The 25,522-nt window shown below is 58.0% G+C and carries 30 protein-coding genes, 2 tRNA genes and 1 pseudogene; 14 read left to right on the top strand and 19 right to left on the bottom strand.

Annotated elements, in window-relative coordinates:
• Positions 1-62: 62 nt before the first annotated feature.
• On the bottom strand, positions 63-398 hold the full coding sequence (gene rraB, locus AB5Y73_RS09405) for a ribonuclease E inhibitor RraB (protein WP_026034893.1): 336 nt from the start codon (positions 396-398) through the stop codon (positions 63-65).
• A gap of 265 nt (positions 399-663) precedes the next feature.
• On the opposite strand from rraB, the gene AB5Y73_RS09400 reads away from it, so the two are divergent.
• From AB5Y73_RS09400 to AB5Y73_RS09380, 5 genes are all read left to right on the top strand, one after another.
• Positions 664-739: transfer RNA gene (locus AB5Y73_RS09400), tRNA-Phe, on the top strand.
• Between the two features lie 4 nt (positions 740-743).
• Positions 744-819: transfer RNA gene (locus AB5Y73_RS09395), tRNA-Asn, on the top strand.
• Between the two features lie 83 nt (positions 820-902).
• Entirely contained in the window at positions 903-1,115 is a 213-nt protein-coding gene (locus tag AB5Y73_RS09390) for a hypothetical protein (protein WP_157161318.1), read from the top strand.
• Between the two features lie 130 nt (positions 1,116-1,245).
• On the top strand, positions 1,246-2,520 hold the full coding sequence (locus tag AB5Y73_RS09385) for an alpha/beta fold hydrolase (RefSeq protein ID WP_181497102.1): 1,275 nt from the start codon (positions 1,246-1,248) through the stop codon (positions 2,518-2,520).
• 350 nt (positions 2,521-2,870) lie between these two features.
• Positions 2,871-3,596, top strand: coding sequence for a carbonic anhydrase (locus tag AB5Y73_RS09380; protein WP_111901192.1), 726 nt, complete (start codon positions 2,871-2,873; stop codon positions 3,594-3,596).
• An 86-nt stretch (positions 3,597-3,682) separates the two neighbouring features.
• On the opposite strand, the gene AB5Y73_RS09375 is transcribed toward AB5Y73_RS09380, so the two are convergent.
• Positions 3,683-4,591 (bottom strand): pseudouridine-5'-phosphate glycosidase, encoded by a 909-nt coding sequence (locus AB5Y73_RS09375; RefSeq protein WP_279499429.1) that lies wholly within the window; start codon positions 4,589-4,591, stop codon positions 3,683-3,685.
• Positions 4,585-5,676 (bottom strand): PfkB family carbohydrate kinase, encoded by a 1,092-nt coding sequence (locus tag AB5Y73_RS09370; protein ID WP_181497104.1) that lies wholly within the window; start codon positions 5,674-5,676, stop codon positions 4,585-4,587. Before AB5Y73_RS09370 ends, AB5Y73_RS09375 begins: the two co-directional genes overlap by 7 nt.
• A gap of 203 nt (positions 5,677-5,879) precedes the next feature.
• Here AB5Y73_RS09370 and AB5Y73_RS09365 point away from each other — a divergent pair, with 203 nt between their 5' ends.
• Complete coding sequence (locus tag AB5Y73_RS09365; protein WP_005335311.1) at positions 5,880-6,332, top strand: RNA methyltransferase; 453 nt, start codon at positions 5,880-5,882, stop codon at positions 6,330-6,332.
• A gap of 120 nt (positions 6,333-6,452) precedes the next feature.
• On the opposite strand, the pseudogene AB5Y73_RS09360 reads toward AB5Y73_RS09365, so the two are convergent.
• Positions 6,453-7,196: pseudogene (locus AB5Y73_RS09360) on the bottom strand (hypothetical protein).
• Positions 7,197-7,385: 189 nt separating this feature from the next.
• On the opposite strand from AB5Y73_RS09360, the gene AB5Y73_RS09355 reads away from it, so the two are divergent.
• Positions 7,386-7,817 carry a universal stress protein gene (locus AB5Y73_RS09355; protein ID WP_005335309.1) on the top strand — a complete coding sequence of 144 codons (432 nt, stop codon included), beginning with the start codon at positions 7,386-7,388 and terminating at the stop codon, positions 7,815-7,817.
• A 77-nt stretch (positions 7,818-7,894) separates the two neighbouring features.
• Here AB5Y73_RS09355 and AB5Y73_RS09350 read toward each other — a convergent pair whose 3' ends face one another.
• The 4 genes from AB5Y73_RS09350 to crp all read right to left on the bottom strand — a co-directional run bounded on the left by AB5Y73_RS09350 (position 7,895) and on the right by crp (position 11,717).
• On the bottom strand, positions 7,895-8,530 hold the full coding sequence (locus tag AB5Y73_RS09350; protein WP_005354246.1) for a murein L,D-transpeptidase catalytic domain family protein: 636 nt from the start codon (positions 8,528-8,530) through the stop codon (positions 7,895-7,897).
• A gap of 173 nt (positions 8,531-8,703) precedes the next feature.
• Positions 8,704-9,810: a porin gene (locus tag AB5Y73_RS09345; RefSeq protein WP_042053944.1), complete on the bottom strand. Its 1,107-nt coding sequence runs from the start codon at positions 9,808-9,810 to the stop codon at positions 8,704-8,706.
• A 342-nt stretch (positions 9,811-10,152) separates the two neighbouring features.
• Positions 10,153-10,953 carry a putative RNA methyltransferase gene (locus AB5Y73_RS09340; protein WP_107684274.1) on the bottom strand — a complete coding sequence of 267 codons (801 nt, stop codon included), beginning with the start codon at positions 10,951-10,953 and terminating at the stop codon, positions 10,153-10,155.
• A 125-nt stretch (positions 10,954-11,078) separates the two neighbouring features.
• A complete protein-coding gene (gene crp, locus AB5Y73_RS09335) occupies positions 11,079-11,717 on the bottom strand; it encodes a cAMP-activated global transcriptional regulator CRP (RefSeq protein WP_005335304.1) in 639 nt (212 codons plus the stop codon).
• A gap of 300 nt (positions 11,718-12,017) precedes the next feature.
• Between crp and AB5Y73_RS09330 the strand changes: the two genes are divergently transcribed.
• Together AB5Y73_RS09330 and AB5Y73_RS09325 are read left to right on the top strand one after the other, a co-directional pair.
• Entirely contained in the window at positions 12,018-12,422 is a 405-nt protein-coding gene (locus tag AB5Y73_RS09330; protein ID WP_118854651.1) for an OsmC family protein, read from the top strand.
• A gap of 93 nt (positions 12,423-12,515) precedes the next feature.
• Entirely contained in the window at positions 12,516-12,812 is a 297-nt protein-coding gene (locus tag AB5Y73_RS09325; protein WP_279499430.1) for an MliC family protein, read from the top strand.
• Between the two features lie 143 nt (positions 12,813-12,955).
• Here the strand turns inward: AB5Y73_RS09325 and AB5Y73_RS09320 are convergent, their stop codons facing one another.
• The 3 genes from AB5Y73_RS09320 to AB5Y73_RS09310 are packed head-to-tail and all read right to left on the bottom strand — an operon-like array spanning position 12,956 to position 14,652.
• Positions 12,956-13,489, bottom strand: coding sequence for a DUF4136 domain-containing protein (locus AB5Y73_RS09320; RefSeq protein ID WP_118854652.1), 534 nt, complete (start codon positions 13,487-13,489; stop codon positions 12,956-12,958).
• Positions 13,490-13,505: 16 nt separating this feature from the next.
• Positions 13,506-14,375, bottom strand: a complete 870-nt coding sequence (locus AB5Y73_RS09315; RefSeq protein WP_005335299.1) for a phosphoribulokinase — start codon at positions 14,373-14,375, stop codon at positions 13,506-13,508.
• A 52-nt stretch (positions 14,376-14,427) separates the two neighbouring features.
• Complete coding sequence (locus tag AB5Y73_RS09310; RefSeq protein ID WP_005335298.1) at positions 14,428-14,652, bottom strand: YheU family protein; 225 nt, start codon at positions 14,650-14,652, stop codon at positions 14,428-14,430.
• A 97-nt stretch (positions 14,653-14,749) separates the two neighbouring features.
• On the opposite strand from AB5Y73_RS09310, the gene AB5Y73_RS09305 reads away from it, so the two are divergent.
• Positions 14,750-15,901 carry a GGDEF domain-containing protein gene (locus AB5Y73_RS09305; RefSeq protein ID WP_118854653.1) on the top strand — a complete coding sequence of 384 codons (1,152 nt, stop codon included), beginning with the start codon at positions 14,750-14,752 and terminating at the stop codon, positions 15,899-15,901.
• Here the strand turns inward: AB5Y73_RS09305 and AB5Y73_RS09300 are convergent.
• From AB5Y73_RS09300 to AB5Y73_RS09290, 3 genes are all read right to left on the bottom strand, one after another.
• On the bottom strand, positions 15,880-16,866 hold the full coding sequence (locus AB5Y73_RS09300) for a hydrolase (RefSeq protein ID WP_118854654.1): 987 nt from the start codon (positions 16,864-16,866) through the stop codon (positions 15,880-15,882). The genes AB5Y73_RS09305 and AB5Y73_RS09300 overlap by 22 nt on opposite strands.
• 66 nt (positions 16,867-16,932) lie before the next feature.
• Positions 16,933-17,832, bottom strand: coding sequence for a chemotaxis protein (locus AB5Y73_RS09295; RefSeq protein ID WP_005335289.1), 900 nt, complete (start codon positions 17,830-17,832; stop codon positions 16,933-16,935).
• Between the two features lie 152 nt (positions 17,833-17,984).
• Positions 17,985-18,644: a hypothetical protein gene (locus tag AB5Y73_RS09290; protein ID WP_118854655.1), complete on the bottom strand. Its 660-nt coding sequence runs from the start codon at positions 18,642-18,644 to the stop codon at positions 17,985-17,987.
• 39 nt (positions 18,645-18,683) lie between these two features.
• Between AB5Y73_RS09290 and AB5Y73_RS09285 the strand changes: the two genes are divergently transcribed.
• Positions 18,684-18,887, top strand: a complete 204-nt coding sequence (locus tag AB5Y73_RS09285; protein WP_005335287.1) for a YheV family putative zinc ribbon protein — start codon at positions 18,684-18,686, stop codon at positions 18,885-18,887.
• Between the two features lie 142 nt (positions 18,888-19,029).
• Complete coding sequence (gene slyD / locus AB5Y73_RS09280; RefSeq protein ID WP_139441999.1) at positions 19,030-19,701, top strand: peptidylprolyl isomerase; 672 nt, start codon at positions 19,030-19,032, stop codon at positions 19,699-19,701.
• 100 nt (positions 19,702-19,801) lie between these two features.
• Here slyD and AB5Y73_RS09275 read toward each other — a convergent pair whose 3' ends face one another.
• On the bottom strand, positions 19,802-20,017 hold the full coding sequence (locus tag AB5Y73_RS09275) for a SlyX family protein (RefSeq protein ID WP_005335285.1): 216 nt from the start codon (positions 20,015-20,017) through the stop codon (positions 19,802-19,804).
• A 14-nt stretch (positions 20,018-20,031) separates the two neighbouring features.
• On the bottom strand, positions 20,032-21,000 hold the full coding sequence (locus AB5Y73_RS09270; RefSeq protein ID WP_118854657.1) for a hypothetical protein: 969 nt from the start codon (positions 20,998-21,000) through the stop codon (positions 20,032-20,034).
• Positions 21,001-21,118: 118 nt separating this feature from the next.
• Here AB5Y73_RS09270 and fkpA point away from each other — a divergent pair, with 118 nt between their 5' ends.
• A complete protein-coding gene (gene fkpA, locus AB5Y73_RS09265; protein ID WP_005335283.1) occupies positions 21,119-21,922 on the top strand; it encodes an FKBP-type peptidyl-prolyl cis-trans isomerase in 804 nt (267 codons plus the stop codon).
• Between the two features lie 151 nt (positions 21,923-22,073).
• The gene (locus AB5Y73_RS09260) at positions 22,074-23,480 is read left to right on the top strand and encodes a sigma-54 dependent transcriptional regulator (protein ID WP_005335282.1); all 1,407 of its coding nucleotides are present in this window, start codon (positions 22,074-22,076) and stop codon (positions 23,478-23,480) included.
• A 54-nt stretch (positions 23,481-23,534) separates the two neighbouring features.
• Here AB5Y73_RS09260 and AB5Y73_RS09255 read toward each other — a convergent pair whose 3' ends face one another.
• From AB5Y73_RS09255 to AB5Y73_RS09245, 3 genes are all read right to left on the bottom strand, one after another.
• On the bottom strand, positions 23,535-24,404 hold the full coding sequence (locus AB5Y73_RS09255; RefSeq protein ID WP_107684269.1) for a hypothetical protein: 870 nt from the start codon (positions 24,402-24,404) through the stop codon (positions 23,535-23,537).
• A 113-nt stretch (positions 24,405-24,517) separates the two neighbouring features.
• Positions 24,518-24,853, bottom strand: coding sequence for a hypothetical protein (locus AB5Y73_RS09250; protein WP_107684268.1), 336 nt, complete (start codon positions 24,851-24,853; stop codon positions 24,518-24,520).
• A 143-nt stretch (positions 24,854-24,996) separates the two neighbouring features.
• Positions 24,997-25,341 carry a DUF2956 domain-containing protein gene (locus tag AB5Y73_RS09245; protein WP_107684267.1) on the bottom strand — a complete coding sequence of 115 codons (345 nt, stop codon included), beginning with the start codon at positions 25,339-25,341 and terminating at the stop codon, positions 24,997-24,999.
• Positions 25,342-25,522: the final 181 nt, after the last annotated feature.

The following is a 25,522-nucleotide window of genomic DNA, read 5'->3' as shown; positions in this document are numbered from 1 at the left end:
AGCTCGTCAGAAACAACAAGGCCACCGCAAGGTGGCCTTGTTGTTTTACGATGGAGGCAGGATCAATCCTGGAAGTAGGTGCCCCAACCATCGTAATCCACCCCATATTTTTCCAGGATGGGCAGCATCTTGGCGATATCGGCGACGATCGCTTCGACATTCAGCTTGCACTCGATGGTGGCATCGAAGCAGAAGATGGTGGCGCCGTCATCCAGTTCCATCTCTTCGGCATCGGTCACTTCAAAACCGGCCTTGAACAGGTCAACCGCTGCTTTTTCCAGACGGTCGAAATCCTGGCAGGCGAAGTGGTGCTCGATGTCGTAATCCGCATCGGGATTACTGCCATCGGCCAGCAGTTCGTTGACGATCTCGGTGGTCTCATCACGCCACTCTTGCATATTCAGACTCATGTTGCCTCCAGGCGGTATCATTGCGGCAAAGCATACTCGCAGAGTGGATTCGGCTCAATGCGGCGGACCCACTGAACCTCGAATTTCCATCATATTGGCGCAGCCTGCAGGGTGTTCAGAGGCCAGCAAGTATGGCAAACAGGACTGAAATGGATAATAAATGGTCGCTTCGTTCGGTTGTTGAGCGAACGCGCTTTTTATCGTGCCATCATGGTTGACACTCTGCGCTGGAAAGGGTTTAATGCGCGCCGTTGCCCAGATAGCTCAGTCGGTAGAGCAGGGGATTGAAAATCCCCGTGTCGGCGGTTCGATTCCGTCTCTGGGCACCATAATTCCTCCTTAGTTCAGTCGGTAGAACGGCGGACTGTTAATCCGTATGTCACTGGTTCAAGTCCAGTAGGAGGAGCCAAATTCGAAAAGCCCGCTCAATCGAGCGGGCTTTTTCATTTCTAGTTGCTGTTGCATGCTGCCAAAAAGAGCGTCGCGCCACAGGTGGCACTGAACAGCAGCATTCCGGTCTGCAACATGCTGCCAGGGCATGGCTTCTTCTCTTTTTTTCTGGCCCTGATCCACTTCGGTTTCATCACATTCCCTTATCCATTTTGTCGGCCTGAATGGCTGCACTCCTGTGCAGGCGAGCCATCTTTGTTGAATGGCGCCATGGCGTCAATCTCCCCCGCAAAACAATTAATTCAGCAGCGTTGAAGAGCGGCTTGTCGGGTGATGATTCGACCTTTAAGCCATTGTTAACATTTTGGAAAACCGGAGTGACCCTGTGGCTGGGCGAGGATATGATGGGGTCAATGATGTTCCCATCCTGATGGAGAGATCCCAGATGAGCAGCCCCTTGAGCTATGTATTGGACGGCATTCATTGCGAGCCGCACTTTTTTACCGTTCCCCTCGATCATGATGAGCCGGATGGCGACAGCATTACTCTGTTTGCCCGTACCCTCTGCCGTAAAGACAAGCTCGATGAGAAGTTGCCCTGGCTGCTTTTTCTGCAAGGGGGGCCGGGATTCGGGGCGCCGCGCCCGACGGCTAACAGTGGCTGGCTCAAGCGGGCGTTGCAGGAGTTCCGAGTGCTGCTGCTGGATCAGCGTGGCACCGGGATGTCGAGCCCCATCCACGGGCAGATTCTGGCCAAAATGACCCCGGCCGAGCAGGCGGAGTATCTCGGCCATTTTCGCGCCGACAGCATAGTGCAAGATGCCGAGTTCATCCGGCAGGAGCTCAGCCCCAAGCATCGCTGGAGCCTGCTGGGGCAAAGCTTTGGTGGTTTTTGCTGCCTGACCTATCTCTCGCTCTTCCCCGATAGTCTGCGGGAGGTCTATATCACCGGTGGTATCGCACCGATCGGCCGCAGTGCCGAGGAGGTCTACCGCGCCACCTATCTGCGGGTGGCCGACAAGAACCGTGCTTTCTTCGCCCGCTTCCCCCACGCTCAGGGGATTGCCAACCGGCTGGCCAACCATCTGCACCAGCATGATGTGCGACTGCCCAACGGCCAGCGCCTGACGGTGGAGCAGTTCCAGCAGCAAGGGCTGGATCTCGGTGCCACGGGGGCTTTCGATGAGCTCTATTACCTGCTGGAAGAGGCCTTTATCGGCGACAAGCTGAGCCCGGCCTTTCTCTATCAGGTGCAGAGCATGCAGCCATTCAATACCAACCCGCTGTTTGCCATCCTGCACGAGGCTATCTACGCCGAAGGGGAGGCGACTCGCTGGGCGGCTGATCGGGTCAGAGGGGAGTTTTCTGCGGTGAACTGGGCGCCCGGCAAGGATTTCACCTTCACCGGCGAGATGGTTTACCCCTGGATGTTCGAGCAGTTCCGCGAGTTGCTGCCCCTGAAAGAGGCGGCTCATCTGCTGGCCAACAAGGCGGACTGGGGGGCGCTCTATAATCCGGCCCAGCTGGCCCGCAACCAGGTGCCGGTAGCATGCGCCGTCTATGCCGAGGATATGTATGTGGAGTTTGACTACAGTCGCGAAACTCTGCGTGGCCTGGGGAGCAGTCGCGCCTGGATCACCAATGAGTATGAGCACAACGGTTTGCGTGCCGATGGTGAGGCGATTCTTGATCGTCTGATCGCGTTGAATCGCGACCGTTAATTGCCGTTATCGGCAACCATCGCGGGAGCCCGGACTCCCGCGATGGTTGTGATGGATAGTTGTTATGAAAGCGTGACTCCCTGAACCTTGCCCCGCGCCTGCCAGACGATGAGTGGATAGCCGGCTGATTAATTTCCCCCTCTTTCACTGTCTCTGCCGATCCCTCACCATATACTTGCCAAACGACTCTGTATTGAGCCGCGGTCAAATCGATTGACCAGCTCGTGCTCATTACCATTAGAAAGTCGCTCCGATGCTCTGTATCCCGCGTATCAGATATGCCATCTCTGCATGCCCCGCTATCCGGGGGAGGGGATGGTCGTGCTTTTCAATCAAGATAAGGATGTATGATGAGAAAGTCTCTGTTGGCCTCCTCCCTGTTGCTGTGCCCTGTCGTGTTTGCTGCCACCCCCCATTGGGAATATAGCGGTGAGGCGGGGCCTGCCCACTGGGCCAAGCTGACCCCGGAGTTTGGCCAGTGTGCGGGCAGCAATCAGTCGCCGGTTGACCTGCGCGGATTGGTCGAGGCCAAACTGGCCCCGCTGGTACTTCACTATCAGGCGGGTGGCAACACAGTGGTCAACAACGGTCATACCGTGCAGGTCGGTTATGCCCCGGGCAGCATCTTGCAACTTGATGGCAACAGGTTTGAACTCAAGCAGTTCCACTTCCACGCCCCGAGTGAAAACCTCATCGAGGGCAAATCCTATCCGCTGGAAGGGCATCTGGTGCATGTCAGTGACAAGGGAGAGATCGCCGTGGTGGCGGTGATGTTCGAGGCTGGCAAGGCCAATCCGGCGCTGGCGGCAGCCTGGAGTGCATTACCTGCCAAGGTGGGGGAGATCCAGGCCCTCAAGGCGCCGCTCTCTGCTGAGCAACTGCTGCCGGAAAGCCGTGACTACTATCGCTTCAGCGGTTCCCTTACAACGCCACCCTGCTCGGAAGGAGTGCGCTGGCTGGTAATGAAGCAGCCGGTTGAGGTCAGTCAGGCCCAGATCGACGCCTTCAAGGCGGTGATGCACCACCCTAACAACCGGCCGGTGCAGCCCCTCAATGGGCGCGTGGTACTGCAATAACACAGCGTTGCAATAGCGCTGCAGATAGCAAAAACAACAAGAGGGCCGCGAGGCCCTCTTTTACATGGTGAGGTATCGGTGTGCAATTAAAGCGCGGCAGCGATCCGGGCGCCAAGTGCCGCGTTGTTCAGTACCAGCTGGATGTTGGCGGCGAGTGAGTTGCCGCCGGTCAGCTCGCAGACGCGGGCCAGCAGGAAGGGGGTAGACGCCTTGCCCTTGATCCCCTGCTCATCGGCTTCACGCAGCGCTTGGGCAATGGCTGCGTCGATATCGGCTTTTGGCATGGCGTGTGCGGTCGGGATGGGGTTGGCCACCACGGCGCCGCCCGCCAGTCCCAGCTCCCACTTGAGGCGCAGCGCCTCGGCGATGGCTGCCGGGGTATCGAGGCGATAATCGACCTTGAAGCCGCTCTCGCGGGTGTAGAAGGCGGGCAGCTCCTCGGTTTGATAGCCGATCACCGGTACGCCCTGGGTCTCCAGATACTCCAGCGTCAGGCCGATATCGAGGATCGACTTGGCACCGGCACAGACTACGGCTACCGGCGTTTGTGCCAGCTCCTGCAGATCGGCCGAGATATCGAAGGTCTCTTGCGCACCGCGATGTACCCCGCCGATACCGCCGGTGGCAAAGACCCGGATCCCCGCCATGGCGGCGATGATCATGGTGGAGGCGACCGTGGTGGCCCCCATCCCCTTGCGCGCCAGTACGAACGGAATGTCGCGGCGGCTGCACTTGGTCACGCTGTGGCCTGCCCGGCCGAGCGCTTCCAGTGCACCGGCATCCAGACCCACCTTGAGGCGGCCGTCGAGGATGGCAATGGTCGCCGGAATGGCGCCGTTATCGCGCACTACCTGCTCCACCTGACGGGCCGTCTCCACGTTCTGCGGATAGGGCATGCCATGGGAGATGATGGTGGATTCGAGGGCAACGACCGGTTTGCCAGCAGCCAGCGCGGCAGCCACTTCCGGTTGGATATCGAGGTAAGCGTTCAGCATGAGTACTCCTCCAGTATGCGGTCAACGGCGGTCTTGCTCAGACCGGAAAAAACGGTATCGGAACAATTGACGGTGAGGGCGGCGCAGCCCAGGGCAAAGCGGGTGGTTTGGGCAATGTCGAGCTGTTGCAGCCAGGCGTGGGCTAGGCCAGCCATAAAGGCATCCCCGCCGCCGGTGACGTTGAGTACCGGACTGCCCAGCACCGGCAGGTGGCCCTGCTGCTCGCCATCGCTGTAGAAGATCCCCTGTTCACCCAGACTGAGGAACAGCCGCTTGACCCCGGCGCGGTGGAACCAGGCGGCCACCATGGGCCAGGTTTCGGGCCCGGCGATGGTCATGCCGCACAGCTGCTCTGCCTCGCTTCGATTGGGTTTGAGGGTGTGGATCTTGCCGAGCCAAGGGCGGATCTTCTCTACCTTGGCCACCGAAACGGTATCGACAAAGATGGCTTGCTCACCTTGCCGTTCAAACAACCAGTCGAGGGTATGGATAGCCAGATTGGTGTCGAGCACCCAGAGCCGGGCACCACCGAGAAAGCCTGCGAGGGGGGTCAGGCGGGCTGGGGTGAGCTGCTCTATGATGGCCATGTCGTTGATGGCGCAGCTCATTTCGCCGCTGCCATCATGCAGGCTGAGATAACAGGAGGTGGCGTGGCCATCGAGCACCAGAGTCTGGCGCACATCGACGCCGGCCCGCTGGCTTACCTCCAGCAGATGGTGACCATACTGGTCGTTGCCGACAGCAGTCAGCAGTCGGGTATCGCTGCCGAGCCGCGCCAGATTCTCGGCGATATTGCGGCCAACACCACCGGCCGAGGTACGCACCTTGCCCGGATTGGAGTCGCCGAGCAGCAGGTTGTCGTGGCTGGTGCCGCAAATATCCATATTGGCACCGCCGATCACCACCACGTAGGGGCCCTCTCGCAGTACATAACCTCTGCCTTGCACATATCCCTGCCGGATCAGGCTTGAGATGTGGCTGGCCAGCGCAGAGCGGCTGATGCCGAGGCGATCGGCCAGTTCCTGCTGGGCAATCATGGGATCCTGACGCAGCAGGGCGAGGATCTCTTGTTCACGCTCAGTCATAGACAAACATCCATTTGCAAACGTTTGTCCATTATTGCTGGGAAACGTTTGCTGGCTATCGGCTTGTACAAAATTTGTCGGCTTGCGCACAAAAAATCGACATTCAAAGCTGGGTTGGCAAGCGGTTTAGCCGGGGAGGGACTTTTAACGGGTCGGTGGCCCTGCAACGGCTTATAATGGCCGCCGCAAGATGAGGAGAGATGATGGAAAAGAGTGCATTCTGCTGCGTGGGGCTGGTCAATCCCAAGTCTCCGGAAAATGTCGGCTCCGTGATGCGGGCTGCGGGTTGTTACGGGGTGGACGAGGTCTACTACACTGGCAACCGCTTCGAGTTGGCGCGCCGCTTTGCCACCGATACCAAGCAGATGGTGGAGAAGATCCCGCTGCTCGGGGTGGATGATCTGATGGCGTTTATCCCGCAGGGATGCGTGCCCGTGGTGGTCGATTTGATCGACGGTGCTACACCGCTCCCCGACTATGTCCATCCGGAACGGGCTTTTTATATCTTCGGGCCGGAGGATGGCACGCTCGATCCCGCCCTCTACGGGGCGGTGAAAGATGTGGTCTATGTGCCGACTCAGGGCTGCATGAATCTGGCCGCCTCGGTCAATGTGATCCTCTATGACCGCTTGGCGAAGGGGTTCCGGCAACCCTGAGTTGTGGCGTGGCCACGGTCAGTCAAACCGTAATGGAAACGGTGTTGCTCATAGACTGGTTGCTGGCGGTGGCTGCTGTTGACGGGGCTGCGGCATCCTTCTATTTCCCCTATGGTGGGATCAGTTTCCGCCGGCCTTGACCGCCTGCTCCTCGAGAAAGTCGCGGTAGTAGTCATAGAGGTGATAACAGCGATATATCTCGGCCAGCGTGCCGCGACGGATCAGATTCATCATCTCCTGATCCCACAGCAGCAGTAGCCGCTCGCCCTGCTCGGTATCGGCAAAAATGGGGTAAGTCGGGATCCAGCGCAAAATGGTGCGGTACATATTGGCCGGGGTCTCATCGGCGGAATGGAGCACGCCAGCGGTCAGGTAATAGCGATAGCGCCCCTTGCCAATCAGCTGCAGGGCCATCTCATGGTTGTCGATCTCGTGCCACCGCATGGTGACCGGAAGATATTTATCCAGCACTCATCCTCGCCGCCAGAGCACGGTCTCTCCCTCGAGGCTGCGCTTTCCCCGCCATTGTGGCTGCCACTGCTTGAGCATGAAGACGGTCACATCATCGGCGGAGGCTGGCTGATGGGGCTGCCTGACCCCCTTGATCTCGTCCAGATAGACACTCATCGCCATATCCCCCTCTTGCCTGGCTACCATGGCGACGGCGCGTTTGTAAGGCACGATATGGGGCACGATCTGATAGCCGTGGGGTTGGTAAATGGTTCGCACCAGATCGAGATAGATACCGCGGCCATCCGGTTGGCAGAAACCGGGCCAGCCATCGCAATAGACGTGAATATTGGCTGTGCGAGCGTGGGCGATCTCACACAGACAGCAAAGCAGCAAACAACCGATGCGCAGCATGGTCAGCATTATCCTCGCAGGGGTGAGGAGAGCATTTGTCACCTGATTTATACCATGCCATTGATAGTGGCGGGCGGAGAAAACATCTCGCATCTCCATTTTGCGACAGGGTCGAGGGTTATTTGCGGTCGGATCGTTATGATCGAGTAAAGATTCAATAGCACCCCAATCAGTAGAGGAGACTGCATTATGCCATCGATCAAGACTCTGCTCTGTCCAGTCGATTTTTCCCAAATGTCTCGCGCGGTACTCGACTATGCCGTTTTCATGGCACAGAGCCATCAGGCCCAGCTCAAGCTGATCCACGTGGTTGATCAACTGCACGGTTTTGACAGTTACAAGATCCTTCATATGACGGCCATCGAGATCACCCACGAGATGGAGCGTCAGGCCAGAACCCAGCTCAAAGAGCTGGTTGCCACCCTGCCGATCCCAGCCACCTTTGATATTCGCTTTGGCCGTGCCGCCGATGAAATTGTCATTCAGGCCAAGGAGGATGAGGTTGAGCTGATCGTGATGGGCAGCCACGGTCGCTCCGGTATCAGCCATCTGCTGGTAGGCAGTGTCGCCGAGTCTGTGGTGCGTCATGCACCCTGTCCGGTACTGGTGGTGCGCCAATAACGCGCCACGTTTAGTGTGAAAAGCGTAACAAACAAGGCCAGCGATTGCTGGCCTTGCGTTTTTTGGTGTTGTGCCCGCTAGCCGTGAGCGTAGATGACACTCCCCCCCTTGATGGTATCTATGATGGCTCTGGCCTGCTCCTTGGGCAGGGCGGGGCAACCCCAACTGCGGCCCAGCTTGTCATATTTGCGCAGATGGGTCGGGCTGGCATAGGCGGCGCCATGTACCACGATGGCACGCTTGCGGGCATTGCTGTTCTTGCCGGGGCTTAGCCCGTCCAGCCGCAGGGAGTAGCCATGCTTGCCCAGATAGGTTTCTGCGGTGCGATAGACGCCAAGGGAACTTTGGCGGGAGTTGAGCTGGTTGGAAAAGTGTTTTGCTGCCAGTTCACCTGAGTTGCGGCCATGACTGACCCAGGTGTGATAGAGCAGCTTGTGGCGTTTCATATCGATGACAAACAGTCTGCGCTGGGTGGATGGCTTGCTGTAATCGATGATGGTGAGAATGGGTTTGCGTTTGTGGCGCACGGTTTGATAACTGTTGAGTGCCTGACGAAAGGTCTGTTTATCCAGCTTGCCGGCCAGACCCAGTTGACGATAGAGGCTCTGATCCCAGCTGGCATCTGCCGTGCTGCTCCAGATGAGCGATATCAACAGCAGTGGCAACAACAGCCATCCGCGTTGCCAGTCTATGTTCCCGCGCGCTTGTCTCATCCGTGAATATCTCCTTGTCACTCCCTGTCAACGACGCGGATATTGCCATCAATCCGCTCGATAGTTATATGCAAGGTGCTGAAAAGGCGCAATAAAAAACCGGCCGCAGAGCGGCCGGAAGTAATTCAAACAGTAGACATTGGTATCACAGGGTATAACTGACTTCCAATTACTTAGAAGTTGTACTGCAGGGCAACCGCGACTACGTCATCGGTGTTCTTGCCCAGAGAGTTGGTGGACTTGCCATCTACGGAGTCCAGCAGGTTCAGCTTGTAATCAACGTAGGCGTTGAAGTTCTCGGTGAAGTTGTACCAGGCACCGATAGATACGTACTCGGTGTAGGTATCATCGATACCACGAGCGGAGTCTTTCACGTCAGTGCGCAGGTAGGCCAGAGAAGGCTTGAACTTGCCGATGGTGTACTGGGCAACGGCTTCGTAGCCATCCATCTTCTCGGCGTAGCCGTTGTTGACGAACAGGTGGTCTTCACCGTGGGAGTAGGTTGCAGCCAGGTAGAGGTCGCCAGTTGCATATTTGGCGCCGAAGCCCATCAGCTTGGCATCCTTGTCGCCACCGAAGGCGGCGTAGCGAGCTTGCTCGTCAGTCTTGCCAGCCTGGTTATAGGCAGCACCCAGGCTCAGGCCCATATCGAAATCGTAGTTGGCAGAAACTGCGAAGCCTTCAGCAGAACCTTTGCTATTCCAGCTTTCACCGTTGTAGGTGTTGCCGTTGAAAGATTCAGTGATTGCACTGCGACCGGCGTTTTGCGGATCGTTGTTACCAGTGAACTGGGCACCCAGAGTCAGACCCTGGTAGTTATAGATGTACTGGGCCAGACCGTTGGTACGGCCGGTGCCGAATACTTCGGTATCTTTGCCCAGGCCGTCACCGCCCCACTCAGGCAGAACGTCGGTATAGTTGTTGACGGCCTTGGTGAACAGGCCATCCTGACGACCATAGCTGAATGCGCCGAAACGGTCGTGCTTGATGCCGGCATAGGCATAACGCAGCTCGTCGTTGTCAGAACCGGAAGTCGGCAGGTTGTACTCGGCAAAGCCGAACGCCTTCATCTCGGGAGCAATCTTGGTCTCGCCAGCAACGTGCAGACGGAAGTAGCTCTGGTCACCTTCGGAACCGTTGTCGTCAGTACCGTAGTAAGCACCTTGTGCACGGCCGCCGATTTCCAGCTTGGTATCGTTCTGGTTGTAAACGGTAGCAGCATGGGCGCCGCTCGCCAGCAGCAGGCTGGAGATGGCAATAGTCAGTGCAGACTTCTTCATATGCGTTATTCCTCTGATGTAAACACTTCCGAACTTGTTGTCGGTTCTGTGAAATCGGAAATGGTCCGATAGCCACACGGTAGGCGTCCCAACCTTGACTGGGCCTGAATCCATCGTTGTTTAATTGAGGTGGCGAGGTCGTTATCAAGACTGGGTGTGACGGTTTTTGACAAGATAAAAAGAGATTAAATTCAATGAATTATTTTCTAGTGACTTTTTTGACATCAAGGCTGTTCTGAGCAACAAGGTCGATGGCTCAAGTTGTGAGCTAGATCACGCAGGGGAGAATGGGGCGGGGCGGGAAAAACGGGGCGGGAGCCTTGCAAGGCTCCCCCCCAGTGATCAGATGGGCTTTTGCCACAGGGTCAGCAGCAGATCCTGTTCCAGTTCATTCGGGCCTTGTTGCGCGAAAGCGTGACGCTGCTCACCGGTTGCCCGCCAGCCGAGACGGCTGGTCTCCAGAATAAAGCTGCGCATGGCCTGATCCATGGTGAGGCTGAACTGGCAGCGTTGTTGAGCCATCGGATTGAGACCGCCGAGGGTTGGCCAGCTAAGGGGGTGTTCCATGCTCACCGGATTGAGGCTGACCCGCAGTTGCCACTGATGGCGCGGGCCCGGCTGCAGATAGAGCAGATAGCCACCGGGGGCCAGCCAGCTGACCAGCTGTTCGGTCTTGACCTTGAGATCGTTGACCAGCAGCACCTGAGCAGAGCCTGGTTGCAACGGCGCGCGAGCGGGATCGGCAATGACAAACTGGCCGTCCGGCTGCGCTTTTTTGGCGGCAAAGATGGTGTTCTTGGCGATATCAACTCCAGCAAACTGCCAGTCGGGCAGGCGCTCTGCCAGCGCGCGGCAGTAGTAGCCTTCACCGCACCCAAGATGGATCAGCTCTTGTGGGGCCAGCGGAGCGAGCAGGCCGGCCATGGCCTCAACCAGCGGCAGTTGGTGGCCGGCTTCCAGGAAATGGTGCTTGGCGCGCATCAGGGCACGGCTGTCGCTGTCTTTGGGGTTTTTCTTGCCGGGGATGAGATCCAGATAACCTTCCGGTGCCGGATCGAAGTGATGCTTGTTGTCGCAATAGCGCCCCTGGGAGGCTTCATGAAGATGGAGCGGACTGCGGCAGCGGGGACATTGAAGGTGCATAGTAACTCTCTGGGCGAATGCCGGAACAGTGAAGGGCGTTCGGGATTATAGGGGAGAGGATCAAAAAAGGCTGCCGTAGCAGCCTTTTTTATCCCAAGGCCTCAGTCAGGCCTGCGGACGGGTCATCAGCGAGTGCCAAATACCACAATGGTCTTGCCGTGAGCAGAGATGAGCTCCTGCTCTTCCAGCATCTTCAGGATGCGGCCCACGGTTTCACGAGAGCAGCCGACGATCTGGCCGATTTCCTGACGGGTGATCTTGATCTGCATGCCATCCGGGTGGGTCATGGCATCCGGCTGTTTGGCCAGGTTGAGCAGGGTCTGGGCGATCCGGCCGGTCACATCCAGGAAGGCGAGGTTACCCACTTTCTGGCTGGTGTGTTGCAGGCGCTTGGCCATCTGGCCAGAGAGACGCATCAGAATGTCCGGGTTGACCTGGATCAGCTGGCGGAACTTCTTGTAGGAGATCTCTGCCACTTCGCAAGAGCCTTTCGCGCGAACCCAGGCGGAGCGCTCGGGGTTCTCGTTCTCCTCGAACATCCCCATCTCGCCCAGGAAATCGCCCTGGTTCAGATAGGAGAGGATCATCTCTTTGCCCTCATCATCCTTGATCAAGACGGCCACAGTGCCCTTGACGATGTAGTAGAGGGTCTCCGCTTTTTCACCCGCATGGATCAGGGTGCTCTTGGCGGGATACTTATGAATGTGGCAGTGCGACAAGAACCATTCCAGGGTGGGATCGCTTTGCGGTTTGCCAATGACCATGAGAATTCCTCTGTAGTGTCTTTTTATGGACTTGTGCGTCCGGGCAAGCTGCCAATCTTGCCATTCCTTGTATTGGTCGCAGTAGGATAAGAGCCTTTGCCTGTGCTGACAAGGCTTTGCGGGCTTTTGACAGAGCCCTTTGAGTAATGCCTGCTGCGCCGCTTCGGCCATTCTAGGGAAGATAGAGGTCGGAGATGTTGATTTTGATCTATTTCCATCCCAACTCCCCCTGTTCGGCAGAGATAAGCGACTGGGTTATGCTAGGGATCCATCATCATGATTAACAGGAGAGAGTGCGAGATGAAAGCCAAGGTCAGCTGGGTGGAAGGGATGAAGTTTGTGGGTGAAAGTGAATCCGGTCACAAGGTGATCCTGGATGGTGCCAACCCCGGTGAGGGGGCCAGCCCGATGGAGATGATCCTGCTGGCGGTCGGTGGCTGCAGCTCCATTGATGTGGTCTCCATCCTCGAAAAAGCGCGCCAGTCTGTGACCGCATGCCATGTCGATGTCAGTGGCGAACGGGTCGATAGCGTGCCCCGGGTTTTCGAGAAGATTAATCTGCACTTCGTGGTGACTGGCAAGGGATTGGCAGAGACACAGGTGGCCAGAGCGGTCGATCTGTCGATGGAAAAATACTGTTCTGTTTCCCTGATGTTGGAAAAAGCGGTACAAATTACCCATAGTTATCAAATTGTTGAAGCTTGATAACGATAGTTTCGTTGGTACCCTGGCATAAGGCCGTTACGTAAGGCCACTGCACAAGGCCATGACATAAAGCCATTACATAAGGAAAGTGCAATGAAAAAATTGATCGCTCTGCTTCCCCTTTTGGGCCTGGCGGCGTGCAGCAGCCCGCAACCTACCCAGTATCAATACAGCCAATACCAGTGTGGCGAAGAGATGCTGGCCGTTACCTATGATGCCCAGGCTGACATGGTGCAGTTCCCCTATGCCGGGCTTTATCACAAGCTGGCGCGTGTGGAGTCAGAGTCTGGCGCCAAATATTCTGACGGCCTGACCACCTTCTGGAATCAGGAGAAACAAGCTCTCCTCACCCAGAAAGGGGTCACACTGCTGACCTGTACGCTCAAATAAGTGACCACAGATAGCTGAAGGTGTGCGGCTTTATGCCCGGGTCTGGCCTAGGCCGGATTGGGTCAAGAGGTTGAGACCACAAAAAAAACGGCTTGCCGGGAGGCAAGCCGTTTTTCTATCCATCCGTTATCACTAAACAAGCGCTAGTTGGTGGGGACGCGATGGAGCAGCTCGGCCGCGAGCTGCTGGCTGAGAGCCTGGCGCTGGCTATCTGCAATGCTCACGTCGCTGGTCAGCTGGATGATGCTGCTCCAGACCGCTTTCTGGGTTTTGCGATCGAGCAGCACGATGGCCAGCGACCCTTTGCGCTGGTTGGCCGAGGCATATACCCCGGGCGTCATGCCAAGGCGCGCGAAAATCTCGCCGTCACTCATATCCTTGCCGCCCGCGACGCCGATGGCGACCCACAGATCCGCCTCGTCGAGCGGTGCACTCTGCCACCCCTTGCCATTGAGCTCCCGGCTTACCGCCTGCTGCATCGGTTCCAGCCACCCTTCCGCCAACTCACCGGCAAATTGATACTGTTCGGCCAGGGCGTAGTGCGGGGTTGCACCATAGGTCCAGTTGCCCATCGGGCGAACCAGCATGGTGCCGGACTCCAGCGTGGGGGCCGCCGGCCCGCTGCTGCAACCGCCAAGCAGGGAGAGCAGTGCCACAGAGAGATAAGCAAGCCGCATCGTGAACTCCTTTGAATCAGGTTATTTTGCCGGTTTCGATCAATTGCTGGATGAGCGGGCGCAGGATCAGTTCCATCGCAAAGCCCATCTTGCCACCCGGCACCACTATGGTGTTCATCCGCGACATGAATGAGCCGTCGATCATCGACAGCAGGTAGGGGAAATCCACCTGCTTGATACCACGAAACCGGATCACCAGCATACTCTCGTCCAGACTCGGGATCACCTTGGCGCTGAAGGGGTTGGAGGTATCCACCGTCGGTACTCGCTGGAAGTTGATATGGGTGCGCGAGAACTGCGGGGTGATGAAGTTGATGTAGTCATCCATGGAGCGCACGATGGAGTCGGTCACCGCCTCGCGGGAATGCCCTCGCTCCGAGGTATCGCGGATCAGCTTCTGGATCCACTCCAGGTTGACGATGGGCACTACGCCTATCAGAAAATCCACGTGGCGCGCCACATTGTGATCCTCGGTGACCACACCGCCGTGCAGCCCTTCATAAAACAGCAGATCGGTATTGCTGGGCAGATGCTGCCAGGGGGTGAAGGTGCCGGGCATCTGGTTGAAGGGCACTGCCTCGTCAAAGCTGTGCAGGTAGCGGCGATACTGGCCATTGCCATCCTGCCCATAGCCCTGAAAAAAGCTCTCCAGCAGCCCGAAGTCATTGGCCTCAGGGCCAAAATAGCTGATGTGGCGCCCCTGTTCGCGCGCCTTGCGGATCGCTACATCCATTTCCGGTCGGGTGTAGCGGTGAAAACTGTCACCTTCCACCACAGCCGCGGTATATCCCAGTTGATGGAACATGGAGCGAAAGGCGTTGGTGGAGGTGGAGGTGCCGGCACCGGACGAACCGGTAACAGCAATAATGGGGTGCTTGGCCGACATGGGATTCTCTCTTCCTTGGGAATTCCGTTATAAGGTCCGGATTGCGGTTGGGTCAAGACTGCTCGATGAAGCGGTCTTTCATCACGATATTCACCGATTCGTGCAGCTCGCTATAGACGATGACAGCTTTGCCTTGCTGTAATTGTTCTCTCACTGCATCGACTTTGACGCCAAGTGGAACATCCTGCTCTCCATATTCGGTTCCTTCCTGCAATACAAAGTGTTCGATCAGGTTGGTCAGGGTGTCGCCGTCCAGTTCTTGCCAGGGAATGATCATTTAAAGGTCTCACAGCAAAAGAGGTGATCGTCAGGCTATTGTTGTGTTGAATCCCGCGAATGCAATCACTTTTTACCTTTTCACCGGAGTCTGAGAGATGTTGTCTGAAGCGCAGCGCAGCGCGCCGTTAACCCTGACTGAGCATCTGGACAGCGCACGTCGAGAGGCGATTGCCCGAGGCATGGTGTGGTTCTGGTTGTGGAACTGGCTTGTGGTGTTGTTTCTTTCGATACGCTACGAGGTTTACAGCCAGGTCGGGCTAGCCAGTGATGACAGCTTGCCTTGGCGCTTTCAGAGTGAGCTGGCGCTGGTCATGGTGGTGTTATTGCTGCTACCTGTTGTCAGCCTGTTTTGTGACCATATGCAGGACCGCCTCTGGTTACGGATGGCTGCACTGGTGATGGTGCTATGGGGCGGACTCTGGACGCTGCACATCTACACGATTGGTCAGGTGGAGCTGCGGGGAGGGGTCAGCTATGCCAACGGGATCATGCGGCTCAACCTGCTGGCCGCGCTCATCGCGTTTTATCCCGATCGCAAGGTGTTGTATGGCTATCTCTTGGGCCCGATGACGGTGGGTGTAGGGTTGGAGCTCTTTTTGCGCGTCGATTTTCCCCAGATCTACCTGCTTGGCGTGTTGTTTGGCGTGATTGCGCTGGAGGTTGGCCGCCGCATGCTGCACCGCTGGTTTGAGCTGGCGATCATGCGGGAGCATGAAAATCTGACGCTGCTGCGCCAACTTGATCAGCTCGCCAAGCAAGATCCTCTGACCGGAGTCGCCAACCGGCGGCATTTCAATATCGAGTTGGAGCGCGCGTTGGCCCATAGCCAGGAGAGCGGCGCTCCGCTATCGCTTATCCTGATCGATGTGGACTATTTCAAGCGCTTCAACGACCACTACGGCCATCAGGTGGGGGATATGTGTCTCAAAGAGGTGGCACAAGCGCTCAACCGTGCGGTACGCACGCCATCTGATCTGGTTGCCCGCTATGGCGGGGAAGAGTTTGTGCTACTGCTGCCCAATACCGACCGTCAGGCGGCGGCCAGCGTGGCGCAGCGGCTGCAAGATGGCTTGGCCAGCCTGCAGCTGGAGCATCTGGCGTCCGATGTTGCCCCCTGGGTGACGGTGAGTCAGGGGATTGCCAGCAATGTCTCCGGTGAAGGGGCGAGCCAGTTGCTGGAGCTGGCCGATCAGGCGCTCTATCGGGCAAAGGAGTCGGGACGCAATCAGTTCTGTGTTGCGGAGTGACTCTGTTCGGCAATCCAGTGACTGATCCGTTCATCCAGCCAAAACCGTGGCCGCCAGGGCGTGCCGTGCAGAAAGCCGACATGGCCGCCACGCTGGCTCAACTCATAGCGCACCGTAGGCGAGAGTTGCTCCGGCCGGGGAATGACCGCGTGTGACATAAAGGGATCGTCGGCGGCGTGCAGGATAAGGGTAGGGATGGGGATTTGAGCCAGCAGCGGTAGTCCCGAGCAGCACTGGTAGTAGTGGCTGGCGCTGTGAAAGCCGTGCAGCGGCGCGGTGACAAGCTCGTCAAAATCGCGCAGGGTGGCAATCTGCTCCACTTGTCTAGGTTGCCAGCGTTCACTCGCTTTCTGCTGCTGGCTGATCTTGCTAAGCAAATTGTGGCGCATGGTGCGCAGCAGATAGTTCTGATAGACCTTCGAGAAGCCCTGATTGACCCGCTCGGCGCAGCTTGCCAGTTGCAGCGGGGCCGAGACCACCACCGCCGCTTTCAATGCCGCAGGACAGCCCCGCGCCAGCAGATTGACCAGCATATTGCCACCCAGTGAAAAGCCGATGGCGATCAGCGGTTTGCCCGGGAAGCGCTGGCTCAGCTCGGCAATCAGCTCCTGCGAATCACCGATGGCGCCGGAGTGATAGGCCTGCAGATGGCGGTTTGGTTCGCCACTGCAGCCACGAAAGTGCATCAGTACAGCCTCTCTGCCCTCTTGCTGCAGGTGGGCGAACAATCCCTTGGCATAGTGGGAGTGAATGCTCCCCTCCAGCCCGTGAAACACCACTATCAGCGGCCGTTCATCAAGGCTGACTTCCCCGCTCCAGGCGAGGTCGACAAAGTCCCCATCCTGCAGTTCAAACCGCTCCGCCACAAATCGGGCAGGGGTGCGGCGCAGCCATTTGGGCAATATGGTCTGCAGATGAGGATTGCGGGCCCACCAGGGGGCGTGGAAGTGGCTCTCGGTCAGCATGGGGTCAGTCGGTCTGGGTCGAAGATAAGGAGGACGGGAGGCGTGTTCCTCCCGCCAGTCATTGGCTTATTTCAGCAGGCGATCGTGATGTTCGGCGCCGCGCAGCATGGCCTGGATCAGCTCATTGGCCTCGAACTTGGTCAGCGCCTCATGAGCACCCACCTGATGGGCCCGCTCCACGCTGATCTCGCTGGAGAGCGAAGTGTGCAAGATGATGTAGGCCCCCGCCAGTTTGCTGTCGCTCTGTACCTCGAAGGCCAGCTCGTAGCCATCAAGCCCCGGCATCTCGATATCGCTCACCAGAATGTCGATTGGGGTCTTCTGGCTCGCCCGCGTCTGCATCAGGGTCAGTGCATCCTTGCCATTGGTGCAGACTTCATAGGGGATATTGATGTAGTCGAGGGCGGCCATCAGCTGACGGCGGGCGACCGAAGAGTCATCAACCAGCAGGATCCGCATCGGCTTGATCCGTTCCCGCTGCACATCGGTCAGTACCGGATAGAGGTGGCTCGGATCATCCGGATAGACCCGGGAGAGGATCAGCTCCACATCCAGCAGCTGGATCAGCTGGTCATTGACCCGGGTCACGCCGGTTACGAACACATTGTGGCCGAGGGAGGCGGGGGGCGATTCGATATCGCGCCAGTTGCACTCGGTGATCTTGTCGATGCCCCGTACCAGAAAGCCCACCAGGGTACGGCGGCAGTCGGTAATGATGATGAAGCAGTGGGGCATCTCCTCCTTGCTGATGGGGCGATAGCCTACCGCCATCGCCATGTCGATCACCGGAATAGTGGAGCCGCGCATATTGGCGGCCCCCAACACGGTCGGGTGCGAGTGGGGCATTGCCGTCAGCTGGGTGTAGGGCACTATCTCCTTCACTTTGAGAGTACCGATGGCAAAGGATTGTTTGGCTGAAAGGTGAAACAGCAACATGCCCTGGGATTGATTGGCTTTGCTCGTCATGGCAGATGTCCTGTTGGTCGAAACGTTGGCAGTCACTTCAGGCCTCTAGCATAAAGGATTACGGGGGGAATGGCCCTTCCTTGTTAACGACCATCTGGCAAAAAACTGGACTCATTCAGCCAATTTCGTTGGCGTATTCCATCGGCGTCCGGTTATTGATCGCCATCCTCGCCAACGCCCCATTGCTGGCAGGCCGCTTGCAATGCGGTCTCATCGGCATAACCCAGCTTGCTGGCCACCTGTGCGGGTTTGCTGCCGCCTTTGAGCAATCTGAGCGCCTGCAGCAGTTGCCACTGTTGTTGCAATGCAGTCCCTTCCACCGGCGCATCGACTTGTTGTGCCCACAGTTGCAGAGACTCCGGTTGGCCATTGGCCAGCGCTTGCCAGCAGGCTTGCAGCTCATCGTGACCCTGCTGGCTGATGGCGCACTGTTGCAGCTCATCCAGGATAACCTGGAGTCGCTGACCGTAGGCTCCTTGCCACTCTTGCGGACGTTGCCACCGGGCCAGCGAGTCGAGCAGGGCATCGAGCAGTGGGGTGGTCTGCAGCCAGCCAGCCTGCTGCGGCTGAGTCACGCGCAAAGAGACATTCAGCTGATCGTACTCGCAACCGCTGAGGGGGCTGAAGGCCGCGAGGGCATCGGCGCAGAGCCAGAAACAGCTGCCTGCTGGCAGCAACAGCTCATGTTGGCCCAGTCTCAGCAACGCGGCACTCCGGGTGATCCGCAACAGCTGCCCGACCGGAGTTCGTTTGCGGTTGCCGGCGTGCAGGCCCTGGCAGGAAAAATGGTGATACTCGATGGCGTGATGCATGTAAAAACCCTGATATGATGCTGCCTGGAGGTAACAAATATGGAAACCAGACGTAAAAAACGCTTCATTGCCGGTGCGGTTTGCCCGGCGTGCGGCAAGTTGGACAACATGATGCTGTATCTGGAGCATGGAGTCGAGAAGGTGACCTGCGTCGCCTGTGGCGATACCCAGGTACAAACGCCTGCCGAGGTCGACAAGCAGACTCGCGAGGCGGAAGAGGTGATCGGGGTGTTTCGCCCCTGATAAGGCAACGGCGGGTGGAATGCGGGCCTTCTCGCTGACGCTGCTGCCGTTTTTTTCGTCACTCCGTGGCGCCGCACGCCATATGCGCGGCCCGCTTTTTAGGGTATTCTGAGCCCGTTTTTTCTATCCGCAGGATCCTGACATGAAAGTAGCTCCTCTGAGCGTGGTTACGCTGGAATACACAGTCACCGACGAGCACGGTGAAGTCATCGACAGCACTGTCGGCAAAGAGCCGCTGGTCTATCTGCACGGCACCCGTTACCTGGTCTCAGGCCTGGAAGCCGAGCTGGAAGGTCGCGCGGTAGGTGAAGCCTTCGAAGTGACTCTGGCACCGAGCCAGGCCTACGGCGAATATGACGAGACACTGGTACAAGAAGTACCGGGCGAGCTGTTCGACGGCATGGAAGTCTCCGAAGGGGATACTTTTGTGGCTGAAACCGACGATGGTCACCGTCCGGTGACCGTGGTTGAAGTGTCCGAAGAGTTCGTCAAGGTAGATGGCAACCATCCGCTGGCTGGCGTGACTCTGGGCTTCAAGGTCGAGATCAAGGACGTGCGCGCCGCCACTGCCGAAGAGCTGTCTCACGGCCACGTTCACGGTGCCGGTGGTTGCGGTCACGATCACGGTCATGACCACGATCACGGCGGCTGCTGTGGCGGTCATGGTCACGACCACGATGAGGATCACGGCCACGGCGGTTGCTGCGGTGGTGCTGGCCACGGTCACGATCATGGTCACGACCACGGTGACGACCATGGTCACGGCGGCTGCTGCGGTGGCGGCGGTTGTGGTGGCAAAGGCCATCACCACTGATCACGGCCATGCCGATGATAAAAAACCCGCGATACTCGCGGGTTTTTTATTGGCTGACAGTGATGCCGAACCATGTTGCCTGACCAGAGATGGCGCCGGATCAGTAGTGCGGCGGCGGGGTCTCTTCGGCCATGCTGGCAATCTGGCTGGGTTGTACGCTTTGCAGTTTGTCGATCAGCAGCTGGATCTGGTATTTGAGCCGATCGAGTTCACGGCCCTGGGTGGTTACCTCGTCGTTGAGCTGCTCTATGGTGTACTCCGCATAGGCGAGACGGGTTTCCAGGGTTTCGATGCGATCGTTAAGTTGCTGACTCATGGGCCTTCGGGTCCTTACTTGATTGTCCAGATTTCGGCCAGACCACTGGAGCTGGCACTGACAAGGTGGCTATTGTCGCGCAAAGCGACGCCGTAGACCACTGCGCTGGGCGGTTTCACCTTGGGTTGCGGCGAGACGCGCCAGCTCTGCAGCAGGGCACCATCGCTCACTTGCCACAGGGAGAGCTGACGGGAAGGGGCGCCGGTGATCAGCCACTTGCCATCGTTGGCAAAGCGGGCGCTGGTGTAGACCTCGAAGCGGTGATCATATTTCAGCTGACTCACCTCCTTGCCGGTTTTCAGATCCCAGATGCTGGCCCGGCTGCTGTCGGCGGTGAAGGCGTAGCGGCCGCTCGGCTCCAGTCTGGCCATGATCACCCGGCCACCATGGTTGAAGCGCCAGATCACCTGCCCGCTACGGGTATCCCACAGATAGGCGCTGTAGTCGTTGCCTCCGGTCAGGGCGTAGCGACCGTTAGCGGAGAGATCGACCGTATTGACCTGTTCGGTGTGCCCCAGAAACTGCAGACGACGACCGCTTCGGGTATCGAGCCACTCGGCCTTGCCATCTTCTCGCCCGATCAGCACATAACGACCGTCGGCAGAGAGCGCGATGTCCCTCAGCCTGGATTCAGGAAGTGAGTAGTAGCCTTGTGATTGCCCGTCGTTCAGCCGCCAGGTAGCAAAGGTGTCTGGGGTGGCGGTGACGGCATGGCTGTTGCCTTCGGAAAAGCGGGTAATGAATACCAGGTCTTCCGCAGAGTCGGATTGCTTCCAGCGCCAGCGTTGACGGTTCTGTTCCAGATCCCAGACGATGATGCCCTGGCTGATGCTGGAGACGATGGCCTGCTTGCCATCACTGGAGAGATCTGCGGTCAGCAGACCCGTGCTGGCGAGGGTCATTTGCTGGTTGGGTTGGGAGCTTTGCTCGCAACCGGTGAGCATTAAACAGAGGCTCACCAGATAAATGGCACTTTTTATCATTTTTGCGGTCTCACGCTTTTGTTACCTGCGATCACGGCGTTAGTATAAGGCGCTTATCACGATAAACCTCTCATTTCACGATGGAACCGAGAGCGGTATTTGGAGTTTGGAGAAACTGATGAACAAATTTCTGAAGGTGTCCCTGTTGGCGGCGGCCGTTGCCGTCGGTTTGACTGCTTGCCAAAAAGACGAGAAGCCTGCTGCGGCCAATACCGCCGAAGTGAAGGCAGAAGCCAGCAAGCCGGCAGAGGCGACCAAGGCCGAAGCCAAGAGCTTTGAAGAGCAATCTGGCTACGCAATTGGCCTCTCCATGGGTCGTTACATCGCCAATACCCTGGAGCGTCAGCAGGAACTGGGCATCAAACTGGACAACGCCGTGATCCTGAAAGGGGTGACTGACGGTCTGGGCAAAGAAGCCAAGATGACTGATGAAGAGATCCAGAAGGTGCTGCAGGATTACGACGCCAAGATCAACGAGCTGACCAAGGCCAAGGCCGAGAAAGACGCCGTTGAGAATCTGAAGAAGGGCGAAGAGTTCCTGGCTGCCAACGCCAAGAAAGAGGGTGTGAAGAGCACTGAATCCGGCCTGCAGTACGTGGTCGAGAAGATGGGCACTGGCGCCAAGCCGAAATCTACCGACATCGTCAAGGTGCACTACACCGGTACCCTGACCGACGGCACCAAGTTCGACAGCTCCGTCGATCGCGGCGAGCCGGCTACCTTCCCGCTCAACCAGGTTATCCCGGGTTGGACCGAAGGTGTGCAGCTGATGCCGGTTGGCTCCAAGTTCAAGTTCTTCCTGCCGTCCAAGCTGGCCTATGGCGAGCACGGTGCAGGCTCCATCCCGGCGAATGCCGTACTGGTGTTTGACGTTGAGCTGCTGGCTATCGAGAAGCCGACTGCAGACGATGCCAAGAAGTAATCTTTTCTTGTAGTGAAAAACGGCTCCTTAAGGAGCCGTTTTTACTTGTGTATTCCCTGCAATCGCGGGATAACAGAGCTGTCTTGGCGTTGGGTTTGCGCGCGAAAATAAGGCAAAATAGATCGCAGAATCAAATACAAGGATGAGTCCAGTGGCTGAAAATAAATCGCGTGTCCTGCTGGTGGAAGATACACGTAGTCTGGCGGTGGTCTATGAACAGTACCTGCGCCAGGAGGGGTATGAGGTGGTGCTGGCCGACTGTGGTCAGCAAGCGTTGGCGCAGTTGCTGGCAAGTCCTCCCCCCGTGGTGCTGCTGGATCTGGAGCTGCCGGATATGTCCGGTATGGATATTCTGCAAATGATCACCGAACAGCAGTTGCCCTGCTCTGTGGTAGTGATCACCGCCCATGGTTCGGTGGATGTGGCAGTGGAGGCGATGCGCCTCGGAGCCTTCGATTTTCTGACCAAGCCGTTTGACAGCAAGCGGCTCTGCGCCACCGTTCGCAATGCCTTGAAACACCAGCAGTTGAGCTCGCTGGTTGCCCACTATCGGGAGAACTTCGAGCGCAGCTCCTTCTTCGGTTTTATCGGTGCCTCCATGTCGATGCAGGCGGTCTATCGCATCATCGAGAGCGCTGCGCCCAGCAAGGCGACCGTCTTTATCACTGGCGAGAGCGGCACCGGCAAAGAGGTGTGTGCCGAGGCGATTCACCAGTGCAGTCCCCGCAGCGAACAGCCCTTTATTGCCCTCAACTGCGCCGCCATTCCCCACGATTTGATGGAGAGCGAGATCTTTGGTCATGTGAAGGGCTCTTTTACCGGTGCCCAGGGGGATCGCAAAGGGGCGGCCAGTCTGGCTGATGGCGGTACCCTGTTTCTCGACGAGATCTGCGAGATGGACCTTGATCTGCAGAGCAAGCTGCTGCGCTTTATCCAGACCGGCACAGTGCAGCGAGTCGGCAGCGGCAAGCTCGAGACGGTGGATGTGCGCTTTATCTGCGCCACCAACCGGGATCCGCTGGTGGAGGTGAAAGCGGGCCGTTTTCGCGAGGATCTCTACTATCGGCTCCACGTCATTCCCCTCACCCTGCCGCCGCTGCGGGAGCGGGGTGAGGATATACTGCTGCTGGCGCGTACCCTGTTGCAGAGCTACGCCAAGGAGGAGAACAAACGCTTCAAGGATTTCGATGTCGAGGCGGCGCGAGTGCTGCTCGACTACCCTTGGCCTGGCAACGTACGCGAGCTGCAGAACGTGGTGCGCAATATCGTGGTGCTCAACGATAAGGAGTTGGTGAGCCCGGATATTCTGCCGCCACCGCTCAATGGGGTTCGCCCCCAGCTGCCGGCTGCGATTGCGGCAGCGGTGACATCGGCTCCGGCCACCACCGGGGTGGCCAACGGGCCAATTCGTCCGCTCTGGCTGGTGGAGAAAGAGGTGATCGAACAGGCCATCGCCAGCTGTGATGGCAATATTCCCAAGGCGGCGGCCCTGCTCGAGATCAGCCCCTCCACCATTTACCGTAAAAAGCAGGGGTGGGAAGAGTCCAATCGGGCCTGAACCATCTTGCCAGCAGAAAGGGCGGCTAGCGTGCCGCCCTTGCTATTTTGGGGATCAGAGTTTGGCGAGGCGCTTGAGGCGGGCCAGTCGCTCCCCCTCGTTGGCGCTGAACCAGCGGTCCTGCGACAGCAGAAACCAGGCGCGGGAGAAGTATTCCGCAGCCAGCGGATCGTCCAGTACCAAGGCATTCTCCCCCAGCTCCTCGAACAGATAACCATCCTCAGGTTCGCCTGCCTCGGCCATATCGGCCTTGAGTTGGTGCAGCTCTGCCTGCGCCTGCTGGTGCTGACCCTGGGCCCGGGTCAGGCGAGCCAGACTCCAGCGAGCGATAAACGCCTTGGCCGGCTGGTTATGTTGCAGATGCCAGGCCAGACACTTCTGCTGCTGGATTTTCGCCTCATCAAAGCGGCCCAGTTCGAACAGGGTCCAGCCCTGATTGTTGTAAAGGGGGGCCAGCCAGCCACGCACCTTCTCGTCACTGCTGCGTTCCGCCAGCTCCATCGCCAGTTGATGCCAGCGGCTCTGCTCTTCCAATGGTGCGGCGATGGCGATCATGTGAGCGGCGTCGATGGCGAGATAGGTTTCCTTCTCCTTGAGCCCCCATTGCCAGGCTTGTTCAAACAGCGGTTTGGCACTGGCTTTGTCGCCCGCCGAGTTAAAGGTGCGGCCTCGTTCCAGCAGGGCCCTGATCCGCGCTCTGGGGGTTTTATCGGTGAGGCGGGGCTCTATCTCGTCGAGCAGCTGATGGGCTTCGGCAAACTGGCGCTGCAGCGAGTGGGTGCGGGCAATTTGGGTCAGCAACTCCAGTTCGAGTTGCAGGTCGGCGGCGGCACGCGCTTCGGGAAGAAGGGTGTGAAAACGCAGGGCGCTGGCGGCGGGATCCTGATAATCCCACAGCGCCATGAAATCGGGCGGATTGTCCATCTGGCCTCCTTGCTGGTTATCCTGTTACCAAGATGCCTGCAGGCCATTGTTTGTACAAGGGGCGCCCGTCACAGAGCGCCCCTTGCATCATGCTAACTGCTGTGGCCGGTTGGTCAGTAGACCATGGCCAGGCTCATCAGCATCAGACCGAGGGCGGCAAAGGCCCCCTCCTTGATGGCGAGCCGTGGCACCAGCGCCTTGGGCAGGGCCGGAAACAGGCTCAGGGCAAAGCCAAGGCCCGGCATCAACCAGTGGAATGCCGGGTCGCGCAGGGCGGGATTGGCGGCTCCATTGATGATGATCAGCAAAATAAACAGGGTGAAGGCGGGGAGGATAAACCAGCGTACCCCACCGGCGGCGACCGCCCGCAGCGGCGAAATGCGATAGAGCAGCATGGTCACAAGGAACAGAACAAAAGGGGCCAGCAGATAGAGCGGAGCGGGGTTCATAACATCTTTCCTGAAAACTGATCGTCAAAAAACCGGTTGTCCGGTGCAAGAGGCGCGGAATTTAATCACTCTTCGCAGGTAATCACCAGCAGCCCGGGCCCGGGCTGTGAAGAGGATCCCGGATAAAGGTTTGCTAGCGCGTCTTAGTGCAACCAGAACCAGGCTGCTGCAAATCCCAGCCAGCTCAGCACCAGCAAGATCCAGGGCAGGGGATGCTGATGGCTTACTTCAACCACTTCAAGCTGATCGTCTTGCTCTTCGGTTTGTGGCGCGCCCTGTGGCTGCCTGGCTTTGGCCTGCAATTTTTTCTGGCGGCTCGCTTTGCGGGCCCGCGCCTTCATCTGTTTCTTGTATTCGTCGATGCCTTTCTGGATCCCTTGTGCGATAAGTTGGGTCTGTTCCTTGGTCTGCCCCGGCTTCTGGTTGGCACGGGCAATTTTCATCGCCTCCTGCTGGGTCTCGGGGGAAATCTTGTCGTACTTGGCCATCAAATCATCTCCTCGGGCATGGCTGGCTGGGGAGTATGCCATAAAGGCGCGTCCGGGTGGCGCCTCCTTGGTGCGGGAGGGGAGCAAGTGAGTGACTGCTCAACAAAAAACCTGATAAATCAGCAGGAAGCCGGATGTTGGGCCGAAGATCACAATTAGCAGAATTTGTGAGTCATCGATG

Origin of the sequence: Aeromonas sp. s7(2024), assembly GCF_040907825.1 — a bacterium.
Lineage (GTDB): Bacteria > Pseudomonadota > Gammaproteobacteria > Enterobacterales > Aeromonadaceae > Aeromonas > Aeromonas veronii.
This window is presented reverse-complemented; position numbering and strand designations above follow the sequence as displayed.